Source organism: Kitasatospora sp. NPDC001261 (assembly GCF_042896795.1).
Lineage (GTDB): Bacteria > Actinomycetota > Actinomycetes > Streptomycetales > Streptomycetaceae > Kitasatospora.
Genome location: NZ_JBIAXP010000018.1, coordinates 150,707 through 170,264, shown reverse-complemented (window position 1 = coordinate 170,264; position 19,558 = coordinate 150,707). Strand labels below are relative to the sequence as shown.

Annotated in this window: 16 protein-coding genes; 6 read left to right on the top strand and 10 right to left on the bottom strand. The window is 73.9% G+C overall.

Features of this window, described 5'->3' with window-relative positions:
* Positions 1–408: 408 nt before the first annotated feature.
* Positions 409–1,656 carry a phosphoribosylamine--glycine ligase gene (gene purD / locus ACFY4B_RS24575; protein WP_049659445.1) on the bottom strand — a complete coding sequence of 416 codons (1,248 nt, stop codon included), beginning with the start codon at positions 1,654–1,656 and terminating at the stop codon, positions 409–411.
* A 367-nt stretch (positions 1,657–2,023) separates the two neighbouring features.
* Between purD and ACFY4B_RS24570 the strand changes: the two genes are divergently transcribed.
* A complete protein-coding gene (locus ACFY4B_RS24570; protein ID WP_082346216.1) occupies positions 2,024–2,809 on the top strand; it encodes an SLATT domain-containing protein in 786 nt (261 codons plus the stop codon).
* 70 nt (positions 2,810–2,879) lie between these two features.
* Here ACFY4B_RS24570 and ACFY4B_RS24565 read toward each other — a convergent pair whose 3' ends face one another.
* The 3 genes from ACFY4B_RS24565 to ACFY4B_RS24555 form a co-directional block, all read right to left on the bottom strand.
* Complete coding sequence (locus ACFY4B_RS24565) at positions 2,880–3,527, bottom strand: hypothetical protein (RefSeq protein ID WP_049659440.1); 648 nt, start codon at positions 3,525–3,527, stop codon at positions 2,880–2,882.
* A 117-nt stretch (positions 3,528–3,644) separates the two neighbouring features.
* Positions 3,645–4,661: a GntR family transcriptional regulator gene (locus ACFY4B_RS24560; RefSeq protein ID WP_074001873.1), complete on the bottom strand. Its 1,017-nt coding sequence runs from the start codon at positions 4,659–4,661 to the stop codon at positions 3,645–3,647.
* Between the two features lie 209 nt (positions 4,662–4,870).
* Positions 4,871–5,668 (bottom strand): carbon-nitrogen family hydrolase, encoded by a 798-nt coding sequence (locus tag ACFY4B_RS24555; protein ID WP_049656341.1) that lies wholly within the window; start codon positions 5,666–5,668, stop codon positions 4,871–4,873.
* A gap of 174 nt (positions 5,669–5,842) precedes the next feature.
* Here ACFY4B_RS24555 and ACFY4B_RS24550 point away from each other — a divergent pair, with 174 nt between their 5' ends.
* On the top strand, positions 5,843–6,664 hold the full coding sequence (locus tag ACFY4B_RS24550) for a maleylpyruvate isomerase family mycothiol-dependent enzyme (protein WP_375875054.1): 822 nt from the start codon (positions 5,843–5,845) through the stop codon (positions 6,662–6,664).
* Positions 6,665–6,703: 39 nt separating this feature from the next.
* Here ACFY4B_RS24550 and ACFY4B_RS24545 read toward each other — a convergent pair whose 3' ends face one another.
* Positions 6,704–8,122 (bottom strand): nitrate/nitrite transporter, encoded by a 1,419-nt coding sequence (locus ACFY4B_RS24545; RefSeq protein WP_387970972.1) that lies wholly within the window; start codon positions 8,120–8,122, stop codon positions 6,704–6,706.
* Between the two features lie 60 nt (positions 8,123–8,182).
* Entirely contained in the window at positions 8,183–9,415 is a 1,233-nt protein-coding gene (locus ACFY4B_RS24540; protein ID WP_387829754.1) for a M64 family metallopeptidase, read from the bottom strand.
* Positions 9,416–9,780: 365 nt separating this feature from the next.
* On the opposite strand from ACFY4B_RS24540, the gene ACFY4B_RS24535 reads away from it, so the two are divergent.
* Positions 9,781–10,701 (top strand): LAETG motif-containing sortase-dependent surface protein, encoded by a 921-nt coding sequence (locus ACFY4B_RS24535; protein ID WP_387970969.1) that lies wholly within the window; start codon positions 9,781–9,783, stop codon positions 10,699–10,701.
* A 213-nt stretch (positions 10,702–10,914) separates the two neighbouring features.
* Complete coding sequence (locus ACFY4B_RS24530) at positions 10,915–11,868, top strand: LAETG motif-containing sortase-dependent surface protein (RefSeq protein ID WP_387970966.1); 954 nt, start codon at positions 10,915–10,917, stop codon at positions 11,866–11,868.
* An 81-nt stretch (positions 11,869–11,949) separates the two neighbouring features.
* Here ACFY4B_RS24530 and ACFY4B_RS24525 read toward each other — a convergent pair whose 3' ends face one another.
* The 3 genes from ACFY4B_RS24525 to pdhA are packed head-to-tail and all read right to left on the bottom strand — an operon-like array spanning position 11,950 to position 15,521.
* Positions 11,950–13,377 (bottom strand): dihydrolipoamide acetyltransferase family protein, encoded by a 1,428-nt coding sequence (locus ACFY4B_RS24525; RefSeq protein ID WP_387970964.1) that lies wholly within the window; start codon positions 13,375–13,377, stop codon positions 11,950–11,952.
* Positions 13,378–13,392: 15 nt separating this feature from the next.
* Positions 13,393–14,367, bottom strand: coding sequence for an alpha-ketoacid dehydrogenase subunit beta (locus ACFY4B_RS24520; RefSeq protein ID WP_049658928.1), 975 nt, complete (start codon positions 14,365–14,367; stop codon positions 13,393–13,395).
* Positions 14,367–15,521, bottom strand: a complete 1,155-nt coding sequence (gene pdhA, locus ACFY4B_RS24515; RefSeq protein ID WP_049658931.1) for a pyruvate dehydrogenase (acetyl-transferring) E1 component subunit alpha — start codon at positions 15,519–15,521, stop codon at positions 14,367–14,369. Before pdhA ends, ACFY4B_RS24520 begins: the two co-directional genes overlap by 1 nt.
* Positions 15,522–15,947: 426 nt before the next feature.
* Here pdhA and ACFY4B_RS24510 point away from each other — a divergent pair, with 426 nt between their 5' ends.
* Positions 15,948–16,607 carry a response regulator transcription factor gene (locus ACFY4B_RS24510; RefSeq protein WP_074001879.1) on the top strand — a complete coding sequence of 220 codons (660 nt, stop codon included), beginning with the start codon at positions 15,948–15,950 and terminating at the stop codon, positions 16,605–16,607.
* Between the two features lie 64 nt (positions 16,608–16,671).
* Complete coding sequence (locus ACFY4B_RS24505; protein ID WP_234348650.1) at positions 16,672–17,772, top strand: phosphotransferase; 1,101 nt, start codon at positions 16,672–16,674, stop codon at positions 17,770–17,772.
* A gap of 16 nt (positions 17,773–17,788) precedes the next feature.
* Here the strand turns inward: ACFY4B_RS24505 and ACFY4B_RS24500 are convergent, their stop codons facing one another.
* A complete protein-coding gene (locus ACFY4B_RS24500; protein WP_387970961.1) occupies positions 17,789–19,507 on the bottom strand; it encodes a protein kinase in 1,719 nt (572 codons plus the stop codon).
* Positions 19,508–19,558: the final 51 nt, after the last annotated feature.

The following is a 19,558-nucleotide window of genomic DNA, read 5'->3' as shown; positions in this document are numbered from 1 at the left end:
CCCCCCGTGGGAGCACCGCTACCCGGCGGCGACCCCGGCGCACGGGCCCCGCGCACCGCGATCCAGCGCACCATAAGGCCGCGCAGCCGGTTGCGTCAGCCGGATGCGGGTGCTGTCACCCGATGGGCTGGAATCCGTCGGCCGAACGGTGAGTCCGCCCCGGTGGCCCCTCCAGCCCCGAAACGCCCGGGGCACTGCGCCCATGGGGGTTGACCGGCCAGCTCGGTTGTTCGAGCTTCGCTCGCCCCTGCCGGCGGTCCCCCGCCACGGGCCCGAGCGGGGCCGTCACACGCCGCGGGCCCGAGCGGGGCCGTCACACGCCGCGGGCCCGAGCGGGGCCGTCACACGCCGCGGCCCCCGTGCGAACGGTTCGCACGGGGGCCGCGGTCGGCACGGGCACGGGTGGCCTCAGGCGGTGGCCGCCTTCAGCGCGATGTCGGTGCGGTGCTGGCCGCCCTTGAGGGAGATCCGGTCCACCGCGGCGTACGCGCGCTCGCGCGCCTCGGCCAGGTCGGCGCCGGTCGCGGTGACCGACAGCACGCGGCCGCCGGCGCTCAGCACCTGGCCGTCCTCGCCCGCCGTCGTCCCGGCGTGCAGCACGAACGCGGTGCCGTCCGCCTCGGCCTCGGCCAGGCCGTCGATCGGGTCGCCGGTGCGCGGGGCGGCCGGGTAGCCCTCGGAGGCGACGACCACGGTGACGGCCGCGCCCTCGTCCCAGCGCAGCGGCTCCAGCTGGTCCAGGGTGCCGTTGGCGGAGGCCAGCAGCACGCCGGCCAGCGGGGTGCGCAGCCGGGCCAGCACGACCTGGGTCTCCGGGTCGCCGAAGCGGGCGTTGAACTCGATCACCCGGGTGCCGCGCGAGGTGAGCGCCAGGCCCGCGTACAGCAGGCCGGAGAACTCGGTGCCGCGGCGGCGCAGCTCGTCCACGGTCGGCTGGAGGACGGTCTCCAGGACCTCCTCGACCAGCCCGGCGGGCGCCCACGGCAGCGGCGAGTAGGCGCCCATGCCGCCGGTGTTGGGGCCCTCGTCGCCGTCCAGCGCGCGCTTGAAGTCCTGGGCGGGCTGGAGCGGGACGACGGTGGTGCCGTCGGTGATCGCGAACAGCGAGACCTCGGGGCCGTCCAGGTACTCCTCGATGACCACGCGCTCGCAGGCCGCGGCGTGCGCCAGCGCCTCCGCGCGGTCAGAGGTGACCACGACGCCCTTGCCGGCGGCCAGGCCGTCGTCCTTCACCACGTACGGGGCGCCGAAGGCGTCCAGCGCCTCGGCCGCCTCGGCGGCGGTGGTGCAGACGTAGGAGCGGGCGGTGGGCACGCCGGCCGCGGCCATCACGTCCTTGGCGAAGGCCTTCGAGCCCTCCAGTCGGGCGGCCGCCGCGGACGGGCCGAACACCGGGACGCCGGCCGCGCGCACGGCGTCCGCGACGCCGGCCACCAGCGGGGCCTCCGGCCCGACCACCACCAGGGCGGCGCCGAGCCGGCCGGCCAGCGCGGCGACCTGCGCACCGTCCAGCTGGTCGACCGGGTGGACCGTCGCGACCTGCGCGATCCCGGCGTTGCCCGGGGCACAGTGCAGTTCGGACACAGCGGGATCTTGGGACAGAGAGCGGCACAGGGCGTGTTCGCGGGCGCCGCCGCCGATGACGAGGACCTTCACGCCTGGCAGCGTAGTCGGTGGCCTGTTCCGGCCGCTCTCCGGTCCCGTCGGATCCTCCAGGTGGAACGCTCCGTACGCCGAGCACACTGGAGGATCGTCCAAGCCCGACCGGGCCGATTCGGCGACGGGTGCCCGGGTCACGACGGCGGGTCACCGGACCCTCGCTCGGACGGGTGAAATCTCGCCGACCCCCGCAACCCGCCCACCTCGGGTTCCGTTGGCCGAAACCGGTAACGATCAGCGGAGAAGCGCCCCCACGGTCAGCCATTTGGCGGTAAGAAGTGCTGTTGGAGAACCACCGGCGGACACCACGTCAGCCGTTGCGCCGACAGACCCAGCAGTCCGCCCGCCACAGGGAGCCCCACAGGTGAGCCAGCCGGAAATGCAGCCCGAGGAGAGTGCCTGGGGCAAGGAGATCGGCGAGGAGGACCCGCCCGCCGCCGCCGTCGTCCGACGGGCCTCCACCCGACGCCGGGACGATCTGAGCACCCGACAGTTCCCGCTCGGGGACTGGGGCGAGCCCGCCGAACGGCTGGAGGAGCTCTACCGCTGGTCCGAGGAGCGGGCGGTCGAGGCCATCGAGTGGTACCGCCGGGACCGGATCTGGAAGCGCCGCTGGGCGCGCCTGCTGCGGTTCGGCGCGGCCGGCTTCGCGGTGGGCGGGGTGACCGCCCCGCTGGTCGACCTGGCCGGCGCCTTCGCGAACGGCACCGGCTGGGGCTACGTCGGCTTCGCGCTCTCCGCCGGCTGCCTGGCCGCCGACCGGGTCTTCGGCCTCACCTCCGGCTGGATGCGGGACGTCTCCACCGGACAGGCGCTGCAACGCCGCCTGGAGGCCTTCCAGTTCGACTGGGCGTCGGAGTGCGTGCGCGAGGTGCTCGGCCCGACCGAGGGCACCGCGGGCGAGGCCGCCGAGCGCTGCCTGGGCGTGCTGCGCCGGTTCTGCGAGGACGTCTCCGACATGGTCCGCTCCGAGACCTCGGAGTGGATGCTGGAGTTCCGCGCCTCGATGACCCAGCTGCCCACCCAGTCCGGCGGAGCCTGGGGCGGGCGCAGCGAGCCCGGGGTGGGCGCCCAGGTGCGGGTGCTGCCGCCGCCGGGCACCCGGCCCACCATGCCGCGTCAGCGGCCGCCGGAGGGGCCGCTGCGCTAGCGGTCGGGGCCGGGAGCCGGATCGCGACTCGGGGCTCAGGGCTCAGGGCTCGGGGCTCGGGGCTCGGGGCTCAGGCGAAGACGATCATCGAGCCCTGGGCGACGCTCCTGGTCGCCGCCGCGTACAGGCCCGACCAGGCGTGCCGCTCCCGGGCGAAGGGGTGGACGTCGTCGATCGGCGGCCCGAACGGCTGCTCCAGGCCGGTCGGGCCGAGCGGCCGGGTCGGGTCCGGCGGGTTGAGCGGGTCGATGCCCAGCGCCGGTGCGACGGCCTGGAGTTCGCGCAGCAGCCCGTGGCTGGAGCCGAGCGGACCACCGGAGGCGAGCAGCGTCTCGTCCACCAGCGGCACCGCGAACTCGACCGGCACGTACGCGCCGGCGTGGTCGAAGTGCCAGACCAGGTGCGACTGTTCGGCGCCGCTCTCGAACATCTCCAGCAGCTGCTCGTAGTCGCCGCCGAGCGTGTCGACCGGGGTGATGTCCAGTCCGGTGAGGCCCAACAGATAGGCGCGGCGCAGGAAGTGCAGCGAGTCGTAGTCGAAGGCGGCTATCGGCTCGACCGCACCGCTGATGCCCGGGACGAACTGGTAGACCGGCACCTCGGGCAGCCCGCGCGAGGCCAGCACCGCGTTGTAGAGCGCGAGGTCGTCCCGGAAGGGGTTGTCGGGACTGTGGCTCAGCACGTCCACCAGCGGGACGAGCCAGAGGTCGCAGGCCATGGCCGGCAGTTCCTCTCCGGAGGCGGGGATCGCCCGCGGAGACGGGGCGACGACGGGGGCTTGGGTCGGTACCCGGACGGCCCGTTGGCGGGGCGCCCGGTCCGACGCCCGCCCACCCTACCGGCCCGGCGCGGCGTGCGGGTCGGACCGCCCCCGCGGGGCCTCCGGGGGCGGCTCGGGCAGCCGCCGGCCGAACCGGCCGTACGGCGTCGCGCGCGGCTGCGGCACCAGGCCGAGGCCCAGGCCCAGTTCACGGCCGAGCTCCCGGCCGACCTCGTCGCTGCGGCGGCTCCGCTCGGCGCGGGCCGCGCCGGGCCCGGCGGCGGACTCGGCGGCCGGCTCCGGCGGGGCCGGCGGCGCGGGCGGCGGCTCGACCGGCACCGCCGGCGGCTCCTCCCCGGCGAACTCGGTGAGCAGCCCGAGGACCGTCACCGACTCCAGCGGCTGTCCGGCCAGCCCGGCCAGCAGCCGGACGGTGTACAGGTTGTACTCGCAGATGATCCGGTGCGCGGCGAGCGGGTCGCGGGCCTCGATCGCCTCGACCAGGTCCGGGTGGCGCTCCCAGCAGACCCCGCCCAGCGCGGGCAGCTCCCGCAGGTAGCGGGCGGCGAACATCCAGGACTGCACCCGCAGCCAGTCCAGGTAGTCGGCGATCCGGCGGTTGCCGAGCAGCGCGCCGACCTCCTGCCAGAACCGGCGGTCGCAGCCCACCATCACGTCCAGGTTCCCGGCCCGGGCGGCCCGCACCGCCGCGTCGGCCCGGCGGTGCAGCGAGGACAGCCGGCTGAGGTCGGGCAGCGCCCGGCGGGCGGTGTACTGGCGGTGGAAGCTGTCGGTGATCAGGACCCGGGACTCGAAGATCTCCAGGAAGTCGTCCCAGCCGAGCTCGGGCACGGTGAAGCCGCGGTGGTGCTCGGCCCGCAGCAGGCCCTGCGCGCCGAGGTCGACCAGGGCCTCGCGGGCCGGGGTCGCGGAGACGCCGTACAGCTCGGCGATCTCCTTGACGGTGAAGTTGCGGCCGGCCGCGAGTCGGCCGGCCATCATCTCCTCGCGCAGCGCGCCGGCGATCTGCTCGCGCAGGCTGTTGCGGTGGATGACGGGACGGGGGGTGTCGCCTGCGCCGTTGTCAGGCATGGGCGCGACCTCCTCGGGCGGGCCGACCGGGCAGGCCCTCGTACGGGCCGGCGGGGAACACGACGAGTGCTCATCTTCTCAAACCCGATCGACCCAGGTACGAACCAACCCTCCGGAACGCCGTCCGCGGCGCCCCGGCGCCGTCCCGACCGCGCCCCGTCCCCCGCTCCCGCCGCCGTGCCGGCCCCCGCTCCGGGCGCCGCTCCGGCTCAGCGCTGGACCGGCGCCGGGATCCCCAGCAGGCGGTCCCGCAGCACCGGGAACTCCTCGCGCGCCTTGGCCACCTCGGCCGGGTCGAACTCGACCGTCAGGACCTCCTCGTCCGCCCCCGCCTCGGCCAGCACCCGGCCCCACGGGTCCACCACGATGCTGTGCCCGGCCTGCTCGACCCCGGCGTGCGTCCCGGCGGTGTTGCAGGCCAGCACGAAGGCCTGCTCCTCCACCGCCCGGGCCCGGGCCAGCAGCGTCCAGTGCTCGCGCCGCCGGGCCGGCCAGGCCGCCGGGACCACCAGCAGCTGCGCGCCGGCGTCCAGCAGCGCCCGGAACAGCTCCGGGAAGCGCAGGTCGTAGCAGGTGGCCAGGCCCAGCGTGGCGAAGTCGGTGGGCGCGGTGACGATCTCCTGCCCGGCGCCCATCACCACCGCCTCGCCGCTGTCGAAGCCGAAGCGGTGGATCTTGCGGTACGTGTGCACCAGCTCGCCGTCCGGGGAGAACAGCAGCGAGGTGTTGTAGATCGGACCGTCCGGATCGCGTTCGACGATCGAACCGGCGTGCAGCCAGACCCCGGCGGCCCGGGCGGCGGCCGACATCACGTCCGAGGTGGGCCCGTCCAGCGTCTCCGCGCCGTCCGACCAGAGGTCGTAGGCGAAGCCGCCGAGCGGCCACAGCTCCGGGAGGACCACCAGGTCGGCACCCTGTTGCGCCCGCACCAGGGCGGCCGCCCGAGCCCTCCGCTCGGCGGGCGGCTCCGCGTCGGAGACCGCGAGTTGGATCAATGAAGCGCGCACAGTACCACCGTCCACGGCAAGAGACCTACGATCGTCACCCGAAAGCGCTGCCCAGCTGTCTCCCGGCAGCGTAACGTGCGGTTAGCGTGTGCGCCGGGAAAGCCGGACCATCCCGGTCGGCCGTGACGGCGGGGCACAGGCGGCAAGGAAGCTGACGGAGGGCCGGAGATTCCCGTGACGGACAACCAGACCGTGCAGGCTTACACCGAGGCGTGGACCCAGACCATCGAGTCCATATCGGAGCTGGTCGCCCCCCTTCCCGAGGGCTCCTGGAACCGGGCCACCGAGTGTCCGGGCTGGTCCGTCCGGGACGTCGTCTCGCACGTGATCGCGGTCGAGTCCGACCTGCTCGGCGACCCCCGCCCGATCCACTCGCTGCCGCGTGACCTCCGTCACGTGACCTCCGAGTTCGCCCGCTACGTCGAACTCCCGGTCGACAAGCGCCGCTGCCACACCGCGCTGGAGATGACCAGCGAGCTGGAGTACACGATCATCCGGCGCTCCCGGGCGCTGCGGAACGCCAAGCAGACGCCCGAGGAGCCAGTGCGCTGGCCGGCCGGGCCGCTGGCCAGGGACGTCCCGTACCACGAGCTGCTGCGGAGGCGGGCCTTCGACGTCTGGGTGCACGAGCAGGACCTGCGCCGGGCCCTGGAGGCCCCGGGCAACCTGGACGCCCCGGCCGCGCTGATCACCCGGGACGTGCTGCTGGAGCTGCTGCCCCAGGCCGTCGCCACCAAGGCCGGGGCCCCGGCCGGAACGGCGCTGGTGCTGGACGTCACCGGCCCGGTGGAGTTCCTGCGCACCGTCCGGGTGGACGCCACCGGCCACTGCACCGTGGACGAGTCGATCAGCCTGGCGCCCGACGTCCAGCTCACCATGGACTGGGAGACCTACCTGCGGCTCGCCTGCGGCCGCGGCCGGCCCGGCCCGGTCTCCGTCGAGGGCGACCAGGAGCTGGCCGAGCGGGTGCTGGCCAACTTCTCGGTCACCATCTGAGGCGGGCCGCCCGGGGCCCGGGGCCGGACGGCCCCGGGCTCAGCCCGCCGGCGCCGCGACCGCCTGCGCCGCGACCTTCCGGCGCAGCCGCAGGATCATCGCCGTGCCCACCGCCAGCGGGACGTACTGCCAGCAGAACGCCCAGCGGAAGGCGTCGGCCGAGTACCCGACGGCCCCGTCCGGGGAGAGCGCGTCCAGCAGCACGCCGATGCCGAACAGGGTGATCATCGTGCCGATGAAGCCGCCCATGTTGACGATCCCGGAGGCGGTGCCGAGCCGCTCCGCGGGGTTGCGGGCGCGCGCGTAGTCGAGGCCGACCAGCGAGGCCGGGCCGTTGCTTCCCATCACCAGGATGATCCCGACCAGCAGCCAGGTCGGCGGGTGGCCGCCGGGCCAGGCCAGCACCAGCGCCCAGCCGAGCGCGGTGGTCACGACGACGGTCAGCACGATCGGCATCCGGGCCCGCGCCGAGGCGGAGAGCAGCCGGCCGAAGAGGAAGCCGAAGCTCATGTTGCTGAGCACCAGCAGGGTCAGCAGCCCGCCGGCCCCCGCCCGGGACATGCCCTGCGCCTGCACCAGGTAGGGCAGGCCCCAGAGCAGGCCGAAGGCGTTGCCGGGGAACTGGGTGGTGAAGTGGATCCAGAGCCCGAGCCGGGTGCCCGGCTCCCGCCAGCAGGCGAGGACCTGCTGGCCGACCTTCGGCCGCGCCCCGGTCGCCCCGGGGGCCCCGCCCCTCCCGGCCTCCCCGGGCCGGGCGGCGGCGGCCTCCTGCGGGGGCGTGTCCTTGAGGAAGAGCGCGACCAGCGCGAACACCGCCACGCCCAGCAGCGCGATCGCGGTGAAGGTGGGCGTCCAGCCCTCGCTGTGCAGCGCCTGGGCGAGCACCACGGTGGTGACCAGGTTGCCGCCCATCCCGGCCAGGCCGGTCAGCTGGGCGACGAACGGGTTCCGGGCCGCCGGGAACCACCGGGCGGCGATCCGCAGCACGCTGATGAAGGTCATCGCGTCGCCGCAGCCGAGCACCGCGCGGGAGGCCAGCGCGGGGCCGAAGGAGGAGCTGAACGCGAAGGCCAGCTGGCCGGCGCTCAGCAGCAGGACGCCCAGCAGCAGCACCCGGCGCGGCCCGAACCGGTCGACCAGCAGGCCGACCGGGATCTGCATGGCCGCGTAGACCAGCACCTGGAGGATCGAGAAGGTGGAGAGCGCCGAGGCGCCGATGCCGAAGCGGTCGGCGGCGTCCAGTCCGGCCACGCCGAGGCTGGTGCGGTGGATGACGGCCAGGATGTAGACGCTGACGCCGACGGACCAGGCCAGCCAGGCCGCGCGGCCGCCGGGCGGCTCGAACGCGGGTCCGGGCACCGGCGCTGACGCCGGCGCGGGTCCGGCCGGGGGCCCGGCGGCGGGTCGGGGAGCGGGGACGGACGGGGACGGGGCTGGACGGGCGGGCTCCACGGTCATAGTCCGACCAGATTAGTCATCCCATGATTGGACGCCCAGATGCGGGGCGCGCACCGCACCTCAGCCGGTCAGCGTCCAGGACACCGAGCGGGTCATGTGGCGCTCCCGGAAGGCCTCGTCCCGCACCCAGTCGGTGGTGTCCTTGACGGTCGCCGTCACGGTGGCCGGCCGGCCCGGGGCCAGCTCCAGCGGGGCGGTGTCCAGCCAGGAGCCGTCGGGGGACTGAGGCGTCACCGGGACGCCGTTCACCTTCCACTCCACCTTCAGCTGCCGCGGGCCGGTCAGCGGCAGCGGCCGGACGTCGAGCCGCGGCCGCCCGGACACCTCGCCGGGGGCCGGCACCGGGGCGTCGGTCGGCCGGACCCTGCGGTACAGCTCCTCGATGATCGCCTCGCGCGAGGGCAGGTTGTACGCACTGCCGAGGGTGCGCATCACCGAGTCCGGGGTGGGCCGGTAGAGGCCGTTGGCACTGCGGTACGCCCCGACCACCCCGGCCCCGTCCGGGGACTCGGCGCCCAGCCAGCGCCACCACTTGGTCTGCTTCCTGCGCATGTCGTCGGCGTTGAGGGTGGCGAGGTTCGGGTAGTCGGCGTCCTCCGGGGCGCTGTCGTACTCGTCGCCGAGGTCCCCCACGGTGTGCCCGATCTCGTGCTGGATGATCCGCCCGGCGTCCGGGCTGCCGCCCGCCAGGGTGGTCACCCCGGTGCCGCCGGCGCCGCCGTACTCGGTGGAGTTGGCCAGGGCTATCAGGTACTGCGGCCCGGCGCCGCCCCCCGCGTACCGGGCGGTGGCGGCCTCGTCGGCGCAGAGCAGCCGGGCGGTGCCCTCGCACCAGAAGTGCATGCCGAGCGGGGTGGCGGTCTTGCGGCCGCGGCTCTCGGACTCCGCTATCCCGGAGACCGGGGAGACCACCTCGACCCGTCTGATGTTGAAGAAGCCCTGGTAGGTGCGGAAGGGCTCGATGTCCATCAGCGCGTGCCAGGCCTTGTCGGCCTGCTGCCGGAAGAGCTCCTGCTCGCCGGCCGTGTAGCCGTCGCCGAGCAGCACCAGGGTGATCCGGTTGGCCGGGTCCCCGGTGCGGCGTATGTCGACGGTGGGGGCGGCCGCGGGTATCCGCTGGTCGGCCTGGAGGGCCGCGTGCGGCGGCACCGCGCGGTCGGCGGCGGCCCCCGGCCCGATCACGCCGAACGGCGAGGGGCCGACCAGCTCCAGGGCGCCCGGGAGGGCGGCGGCGGACACCAGCACGAGTGCGGCCAGACTCCGGACGAGACGGCCAGGGTTGCCAGGCGGCATACGGGTGCGTCCTCCGGGTTCCGGTCACCCGGCGTCGCCCGGGTGGTGGAGCGGAGACGTACCCGGGCGGCCGGGACTCCCCTATCCGGCCGCGAAAAAGTCACCGACCTGGCCGAACGATCCGTACTTTCCGGATCATTCAGGTCATACCAACCATCACTCGGACGGTCTCCGAGGCCCGCCGAAGAACTCCGAAAAATTCTCGGAACCCACCTGCAACCCCTGACGGGGATGCGCGTCTATACGGATGAAGGCACGGAGAGCGAGACCGGCGGAGCCGGGGGGCGCTTCCGCTCGTGAAGCAGCGGGGCCGGTCGTCTTCGCCCACACACACCGTCAGACCCATGACCCTGGGGAGTCACGTCATGCGCACGTCCGTTATCACCCGTTTTGCGAAGAACGACCGCGCCTTCTCCGGCCGCCGCCGCATCGCCACCGTCGCCGCCACCGTCGTCCTCGCCGGCGGCGTCCAGCTCCTCGCCACCGACACCGCCTGGGCCTGCGGGGACCACCGGCTCAACGGCGCGTACGAGGCTCCGTCCAACGTGCCCGGACTGTCCCCGGACACCGCCATCGTCTCCGCCAAGTCCTCCGTGGTGGCGGACGGCAGCTGGAACGAGGTCTCCGTCAAGGTCACCAACAAGGCCGCCGAGGACGCCCACGGCATGGAGCCCTTCCTCGGCATCCACACCCCGGGCTCGGGCGCCGCGGCCCGCCTCAAGGACGTCAAGATCCAGTACGAGGACTACACCGGCGCCTGGAAGAACCTCCAGCTGCTCGACGGCTGCTCCCGCGTCGTCGACATCACCGGCTCCCAGCGCCAGCGGATGGCCGCCAACAGCTCGGCGACCTTCAAGTTCCGCTACTCGCTGGCCGCCGGCACCCCGGCCGGCGTGACCACGATCGACCTGCTGGCCTCGACCGAGATGGCCGGCTCCCAGGGCCCGGGCGACTCGGGCTTCAAGACGGTCAAGGTGACCCACCCCCAGGACACCGCCGGCACCCAGCCGACCACCCCGGCCAAGCCCACCCCCACCAAGGACACCAAGCCGGCCCCGGCCAAGCCCGCCGCCGAGCAGACCAAGGACACCGCCGCGGCTGCCCCGGCCCCGAAGCCGACCACGCCCTCCGCCGCCCCGGCCACCACCGCCCCCGCCGGCACCCCCGAACTCGCCCAGACCGGCTCCTCCTCCACCAACACCTTCCTCGCCGCCTCCTCCGCCCTGCTCCTCGCCCTCGGGGCCGGCGCCCTGATCGCCGTCCGCCGCCTCCGCCGCCAGCACTGACCTGCGGTCGTCGGCGCCAAGCGGACCCCGGCGCCGACGGTCGAAAGATTCTCGGAACCCGCCTGCAACCCCCGGCGGGGATGCACGTCCATACAGATGAAGGCACGGAGAGCGAGACCGGCAGAGCCGGGGGGCGCTTCCGCTCGTGAGGAGCGGAGCCGGTCGTCTTCGCACACACACACCATCAGCACGATGTCCCTGGGGAGTCACGTCATGCGCACGTCCGTTATCACCCGTTTCACGAAGAACGACCGCGCCTTCTCCGGCCGCCGCCGCATCGCCACCCTCGCCGCCACCGTCGTCCTCGCCGGCGGCGTCCAGTTCCTCGCCACCGACACCGCCTGGGCCGCCGGGAACGGCGGCACCGCCGCCGCCGGCGCGCCCGCCGCGACCGCTCGGCAGGCCACCGCGGACCACCACGGGTCGTACAAGGCCGGGTTCCACATGACCCCGGACGGCCAGACCATCATCGCGGGCGGCCCCAAGGTCGAGATCGGCGTCGCCGTCACCAACTTCACCGGCGCTCCCTACCAGAACGTCTCCGCGATGCTCGCGCTGTTCAACCCGAACTCCGGCACCGGCCTGCGGATCGAGGACCTGACGGTCGAGGTCGCCTCCGCGGGAGGCTGGAAGCCGGTCAAGCTGCGGCACTACGGCGACTCGACGCTGTTCACCGTCGAGTCCCCGGCGACGACCACCCCGCGCCTGGAGGACGGCCGGGCCGCGAACTTCATGTTCCGGGTGGGGCTCTCCGCGAAGGCGCCCAAGGACCTGACCGAGCTCGGGGTCGGCACCATCGCCAAGGCCCCCGGGTTCCCGGCCGACGGCACCGGCGACGCCAACCACACCTTCCAGGTAGCACGGTCCACCGCCCCCGGCACCAAGCCGACCACCCCGGCCAAGCCCAAGCCCACCCCCACCAAGGACGCCAAGCCGGCCCCGGCCAAGCCCGCCGCCGAGCAGACCAAGGACACCGCCCCGGCCCCGGCCCCGAAGCCGACCACCCCCACCACCGCCCCGGCCACCACCGCACCCGCCGGCACCCCCGAACTCGCCCAGACCGGCTCCTCCTCCACCAACACCTTCCTCGCCGCCTCCTCCGCCCTCCTCCTCGCCCTCGGAGCGGGCGTCCTGATCGCCGTCCGTCGACTCCGTCCCCAGCGCTAGTCGAACGGGCGGTCACACCGAAGGGGCCCTCCTCCGCACGGCGGTGCGGAGGAGGGCCCCTTCTTCGGTGCTACCGGGCTGTCAGCCCCAGGTGATCAGGCGCTTCGGGCGCTCCAGCAGCGCGGCCACGTCGGCCAGCACCTTGGAGCCCAACTCCCCGTCCACCAGGCGGTGGTCGAAGGAGAGCGCGAGCGTGGTCACCTGACGCGGGACCACCTTGCCCTTGTGCACCCACGGCAGTTCCCGGACCGCGCCGAAGGCCAGGATGGCGGCCTCGCCCGGGTTGAGGATCGGGGTGCCGGTGTCGACGCCGAAGACGCCGACGTTGGTGATGGTGATCGTCCCGCCCTGCATGTCGGCCGGCGAGGTCTTGCCCTGACGGGCGGTCTCGACCAGCTCGCCGAGCGACGTGGCCAGCCCCGAGAGGGTCCTGGACCCGGCGTCCTTGATGTTCGGGACGATCAGGCCGCGCGGGGTGGCCGCGGCGATGCCGAGGTTCACCTGGCCCTTGAGGACGATCTCCTGGGCCGCCTCGTCCCACTGGGCGTTGATCCCGGGGTGCCGCTTGATCGCGGTGAGCAGCGCCTTGGCGACGATCAGCAGCGGGCTGACCCGGACGTCCCGGCCCAGCTCGCCGCTCTCCTTGAGCCGGCGGACGAACTTCATCGTGCGGGTCACGTCGACCTGCACGAACTCGGTGACGTGCGGGGCGGTGAAGGCCGAGGCCACCATCGCCTGCGCGGTCGCCTTGCGGACGCCCTTGATCGGCACCCGGACGTCGCCCGCGCCGGACACCGGCGCCTGCGGCGCGGCCGGCTCGGCCACGGCGGTCTCGGCCACCGGCGCCGCCGGAGCGGCCTGGGCGGCGGCGTGGGCGTGCACGTCCTCGCGGGTGATCACGCCGTCCCGGCCGGTCGGGGTGACCGCGCGCAGGTCGACGCCGAGGTCCTTGGCCAGCTTGCGCACCGGCGGCTTGGCCAACGGCCGCTCCCCGGAGGGTACTTCGGCGACCGGGGCCGAGGCCGCGGGCGCCGGTGCGGCGACCGGGGCCGGGGCGGCGGCCGGAGCCGGCCTGGTCGCGGCGACCTTGGTGGTGGTCGTCCGCCGGGCCCGGCGCTGGCTGCCGCCGGTGCGCGGGCCGTACCCGACCAGCACCTCGCGCCGCTCGGGCTCGGGCTCCTCGGCGGGAGCCGGAACCGGCGCCTGGGCCGGCGCCGCGGCGGGGGCGGCCGGAGCCGCGACACCCGCCTCCCCGGCGACCGCGATCGAGATGATCACGGTGCCGACGTCGACCGTCGCGCCCTCGGGGAAGTGCAGCGTCTCGACCACCCCGTTGAACGGGATGGGCAGCTCCACGGCCGCCTTGGCGGTCTCCACCTCGCAGACGACCTGCCCGTCGGTGACGGTGTCACCGGGCTTGACGTACCAGCTGAGGATCTCGGCCTCGGTGAGGCCCTCGCCCACATCGGGCATCTTGAACTCGCGGAGCGAGCGAACTTCGGTGGTCATCTTCGCTCCCCGGAGTCAGTACGCGAGCGCGCGGTCGACGGCGTCGAGCACGCGGTCCAGGTCGGGGAGGAAGGCCTCCTCGACCCGGGACGGCGGGTACGGCGCGTGGTAGCCGCCGACCCGCAGCACGGGTGCCTCCAGGTGGTAGAAGCACTTCTCGGTGAGCCGGGCGGCCAGTTCGGCGCCCATGCCCAGGAAGACCGGTGCCTCGTGCACCACGACGGCCCGACCGGTGCGCTTGACCGACGCCTCCAGGGCGGCGAAGTCCACCGGGGAGAGCGAGCGCAGGTCGACGACCTCCAGCCGGCGGCCGTCCTCCTCGGCGGCCGCGGCGGCCTCCAGGCAGACCTTGACCATCGGCCCGTACGCGATCAGCGTCAGGTCGGTGCCGGGCCGGACGACCCGGGCCTCGTGCAGGCCCAGGTCGGCGGCGTCGCCGACCTCGCCCTTGTCCCAGTAGCGGCGCTTGGGCTCCAGGAAGACGACCGGGTCGTCGGACTCGATCGACTGCCGCAGCATCCAGTGCGCGTCGTGCGCGCTGGACGGGGTGACCACGCGCAGACCGGCGGTGTGCGCGAAGTACGCCTCGTGCGACTCGCTGTGGTGCTCGACCGCGCCGATGCCGCCCGCGTAGGGGATGCGGATGGTGACCGGCATCTTGACGTGCCCGAGCGCGCGGGCGTGCATCTTCGCCAGCTGGGAGACGATCTGGTCGAAGGCCGGGTAGACGAAGCCGTCGAACTGGATCTCCACCACCGGGCGGTAGCCGCGCAGCGCCAGGCCGATCGCGGTGCCGACGATGCCGGACTCGGCCAGCGGGGAGTCGATCACCCGGTCCTCGCCGAAGTCCTTCTGCAGGCCGTCGGTGATCCGGAAGACGCCGCCGAGCTTGCCGATGTCCTCGCCCATGAGGAGGGTCTTCGGGTCGTTCTCCAGCGACTTGCGCAGCGCTCCGTTCAGCGCCTTGGCGATGCTCAGCTGACCGGCCATCAGTGGGTCTCCCCCGCCTCGAAGGAGGCCGCGTACTCGACGTACTCGGCCCGTTCCTCATCGACCAGCGTGTGCGGCTCGCTGTACACGTGGTCGAAGATCAGGGTCGGGTCCGGGTCCGGCATGCCGCGCACGCCCTCGCGCACCCGCAGCCCCAGCTGCTCGCTCTCGGCGTCGACGGCGGCGAAGAACTCCTCGTCGGCCAGGCCCTCCTTCTCCAGGTGGGCGCGGAGCCGGGAGATCGGGTCCTTGGCCTTCCAGGCCTCGGTCTCCTCGGTGTGCCGGTAGCGGGTGGGGTCGTCGGAGGTGGTGTGGGCGCCCATCCGGTAGGTGAACGCCTCGATCAGCACCGGGCCGTTGCCGTTGCGGGCGTGGTCGAGCGCCCAGCGGGTGACCGCGAGGCAGGCCAGCACGTCGTTGCCGTCGACCCGCACGCCGGGGAAGCCGAAGCCGGAGGCGCGGCGGTACAGCGGGATCTTGGTCTGGGTGGTGGTGGGCTCGGAGATCGCCCACTGGTTGTTCTGGCAGAAGAAGACCACCGGCGCGTTGTAGACCGAGGCGAAGGTGAAGGCCTCGTTGACGTCGCCCTGGCTGGAGGCGCCGTCGCCGAAGTACGCGATGACCGCGTCGTCGGCGCCGTCCTTGGTGATGCCCATCGCGTACCCGGTGGCGTGCAGGGTCTGCGCGCCGATCACGATGGTGTACAGGTGGAAGTTCTTCTCGTTCGGGTCCCAGCCGCCGTGGTTCACGCCGCGGAACATGCCGAGCAGGTTCAGCGGGTCGACGTCGCGGCACCAGGCCACGCCGTGCTCGCGGTAGGTGGGGAAGGCGTAGTCGCCGGGGCGCATGGCGCGGCCGGAGCCGACCTGGGCGGCCTCCTGGCCGAGCAGCGAGGCCCACAGGCCCAGCTCGCCCTGGCGCTGGAGCGCGGTGGCCTCGCCGTCGAACCGGCGCACCAGCACCAGGTCGCGGTAGAGGGCGCGCAGCTCCTCGGGAGTGGTGGTGAGGGGGTAGTCCGGGTGCTCGACCCGCTCGCCTTCCGGCGTGAGCAGCTGGACGAGCTCCGGCTGGGCGTCCTTGCCCGTGGCGCGGAGGGTGTCAGGGACGCCGGGGGCCGCCTTCTTGCGGGCCCTCGCCGTGCTTTTGACGGTCACGTTCACTCCTCGGTCTGTCCGGCCGCCCGGGGTCGCCGGTGACCGGTCCGGTCACCGCCTCGCGGGGCGCGCGTGGGTGTGCGCTCCCACTGCGGGGCAGGTGGTGATCCTGTTCCGACGGCGTCCCTCACGAGAACGTTACCCAGCGTCCGCCCTCGACGCGCTTGCGCTAGGACGTCCTACTTGTTCAGGGCCTACAACCCCGAGGGTGCCGCGTTCGGCTCGCCGTCGGAAGGGTGGGGGTGACGGTCGGCGTGACGCAGCTCTCAATTCGAGCGCCTTCAGGACACCAGCGCACGTTATCCGGGCAGACGCCCGTACGTAAGGGGGTTCTCGGTATCGGTTTCGGACGGCTGTGGCCGGATCGCGTTGGTATGGAGGTCCGGGCGATAGGTCTTTCGTACGGTGTTATGGGAGGCTTTGGACGTGACTGATAACGGACAAATCAGGGTATTCCTGCTCGACGATCACGAGGTCGTCCGGCGGGGCGTGCACGATCTGCTCTCGGTCGAGGACGACATCGAGGTCGTCGGCGAGGCCGGCACGGCCGCCGAGGCGCTCACCCGGATCCCTGCGGTCCACCCGGACGTGGCGGTGCTCGACGTCCGGCTGCCGGACGGCAACGGGGTCGAGGTCTGCCGCGAGATCCGGTCCAAGCTGCCGGAGATCAAGTGCCTGATGCTCACCTCGTTCTCGGACGACGAGGCACTGTTCGACTCGATCATGGCCGGCGCCTCCGGCTACGTGCTGAAGGCGATCCGCGGCACCGACCTGATCACCGCCGTCCGGGACGTCGCGGCCGGCCGCTCGCTGCTCGACCCGGTCGCCACCAGCAGGGTGCTCGCCCGGCTGCGCGACGGCGGGGAGAAGGAGGACGAACGGCTCGCCCAACTCACCAAGCAGGAACGGCGGATCCTCGATCTGATCGGCGAAGGTATGACAAATCGTCAGATCGGCAACGAGTTGCACCTGGCGGAGAAGACGGTGAAGAACTACGTCTCCAGTCTGCTCGCCAAGATGGGCATGGAGCGGCGCACCCAGGCGGCCGCCTTCGTGGCGCGGCACCAGGCCGACCACCAGTACTGATCCGGCCCTTCACAGAACTGACGGTTTGTCAAGGGCCCCCACAAGGGGGCCATAACCTCTGCACGTGACTTTCAGCCAGACCCTCGCCTGCGCACCGGCCCGCCCCGATCTCTCCGCACCACCGATGGGGACCCTCAGTCCCCCCGTCCCGGGGGGTGCGCTCGCCGAGGTCCTGGCCCGCTACCGGGTCGGACGGCCACTGACCACCGAACCCGTCGCCGAGGGCCTGTTGAACCGGGGGTACCTGGTCACCACCGAGGCCGGTCCGTACTTCCTGAAGTGCTACGTCGACTCCGCCACCGCCAGCCGTCCGAAGATCCTCGCCCACCACCGCGCGATGGCCGCGCTGAACACCCTCGGCCTGCCCGTCGCACCCCCGCTGGCCTGCGCCGAACGGTCCGGCACGGTGGCCGCCTGGGGCGGCCGGCTGTTCGCCCTGTTCCCCTGGGTCGAGGGCCGGCACCGGCACGGCGACGAGCTCGACCCGTCGCAGTGCGACGCGCTCGGCACGCTGCTCGGCCGGCTGCACGGCGCGCTCGACGACGTCTGCGCCCCCCTCGAACAACCCGCCGGGTACCGGAGCGCCGACCCCGTCGACAGCGCCGCACTCGCCCGCGACCTGCGGCGCCGCGCCCGGGAGCACCAGCCGGCCGGGGAGTTGGACGCCCTCGTGGTGGAACGGCTCACGGAACGGCTGGAACTGCTCGCCGAGCACGCCCACCGCCGCCCCGCCCCGGAGGCCGCGCCGCCCACCGGCTGGACCCACGGCGACTTCCACGGCCTCAACCTGCTGTACGAGGACGACCCGCGGGGCGGCCGGGTGGCGGCCGTCCTGGACTGGGACAAGCTCGGCCCCCAGCCACGCGCCGAGGAGGCGGTCCGGGCCGCCACGCTGCTCTTCAACGACCGCTCGTCCGGCGCCCTCGACCTGGTCCGGGTCCGCCGCTACTCCCAGGCCTACCGGGCCTCCGGGGCGGCCACCGCCGAGCACCTGGCCGCCGCCGTCCACCGGGTCTGGTGGGAGCGGCTGAACGACTTCTGGATGCTGCAGTGGCGCTACCAGCGGGCCGACCACCGGGCCGACCCGCTCTACCCCGCCTCCGCGGGCCAGCTGGCGTGGTGGTGCCAGGAGTACGAGCAGGTCCTGGACGCCTTCGCCAACTGACCCGCCGCCGACCGGGTCAGGGGGTCGGCGGCACGACCGGGATGGACGGCTTCGGGTCCGTCGGCGGCTTCGGCGACCCGGTGCCGGGGCCCGCGGTCTGCGGCGGCGCCGTCGTGGCCGGCGCCGTCGTCGCGGGCGCCGTCCCGGTCGGCGTGTGGCTGGCCGTCCCGGTCGGCGTCGGGGTCGGGGTGTGCTTGCCCGTGTTCGGCGACGGCGACATGTTGTTGCCGCTGTTCCCGTTGTTGTTCCCGTTGTTGTTGCCGGGGTCGGTCGGCTGCTGCGGCTTCTTGCTGCCGGAGGCCGAGGCCGGCGGGGTCGCCAGGCCGCTCTGGGACGGGGGCGCGGTCGTCTCGGTGCTGGTGGCCGCCGGGGGCTGCGGCGAGATGTCCGAGTGGCCGGTGGGCTCGCTGCCGCTGAGCGCGAACGCGATGCCCGCACCGGCCGCGACCAGCACGGCGATCACACCGGCCACCCAGGCCCAGGGCCCGCGCCGCCGGCCGGGGCCCTCGTCGTCCCCGCCCGCGCCGGTACCGCCGCCGTACGGGCCGCCGGCCGCCGGGTAGGGCGAGGAGGGGGTGTGCGGGCCGCCCGTCGAGTACGGCAGCACGGAGGTCTGGTCGGCCGGGCCCACCGCGCCGAAGGCCGCGGTGGCCGCGGCCTGGTCCGGCCGGAGCACCTGGGTCGCGCCGGTGTCGACCGCGGCCGCGCCGGCCCAGGCGGCCCCGCCCGCGCCGTGCATCTCGCGCAGCGCGTGCTGCACGTGGGCGCGGAACTCGTCGGCGTCCTGGAAGCGGTCGTCCGGGTTCTTGGCGAGCGAGCGCAGCACCAGCGCGTCGAGGCCGGCCGGCACCCGGCCGTTGGCCTGCGAGGGCGGCACCGGCGGGTCCTGGACGTGCTGGTAGACCACCGACAGCGGGGTGTCGCCGGTGAACGGCGGTCGCACCGTGAGCAGTTCGTAGAGCATGCAGCCGGCCGCGTACAGGTCCGAGCGGTGGTCGACCGGCTTGCCGAGCGCCTGCTCGGGCGAGAGGTACTGCGGGGTGCCCATGACCATGCCGGTCTGGGTCATCGTGGTGGCCCCGCCGGTCAGCGCCCGGGCGATGCCGAAGTCCATCACCTTGACCGCGCCGGCGTTGGTGATGCTCACGTTGGCGGGCTTGATGTCGCGGTGGACGATGCCGCTGCGGTGGCTGTAGGCGAGCGCCTCCAGCACCCCGGCGATGATGATCAGCGCCTGGTCGACCGGCGGCGCCTCCTCGTCCGCCAGCAGCTCGCGGACGGTGCGGCCCTCGACCAGCTCCATCACGATGTACGGCGTGGACTCGTCCCCGTCGTACTCCTCGCCGGTGTCGTAGACCGCGACGATCGAGTGGTGGTTGAGCGCCGCGACGGCGTGTGCCTCGCGGGTGAAGCGCAGCCGGGCGACATCGTCCTGGGCCAGCTCGCCACGCAGCAGCTTGACCGCGACGGTGCGGCCGAGCCGCACGTCCTCGGCGGCGAACACCTCGGCCATGCCGCCGCGCCCGAGCCGGTAGGTCAGCCGGTAACGGCCGTCCCCGACGGTGCTCAGCGGCACGGCGGTGCCACGGCCCGGGGTGTGCGGGCCGCCCGTGGCGACCGGCGGCAGCGCCGAGGTCGGGGCCTCGCCGCCGGGCTCGGGAATCCTCGGGGTTCCGCCGGTCCGGCCGACCGCCCGGACACCCGCGTCGTCGTCCGGCTGCTGCGTCTGTGCCATCGCTCCTCGCCCCGGGCGTTCGCTCGGATCGCGGTGCCCTGTCGCTTACGT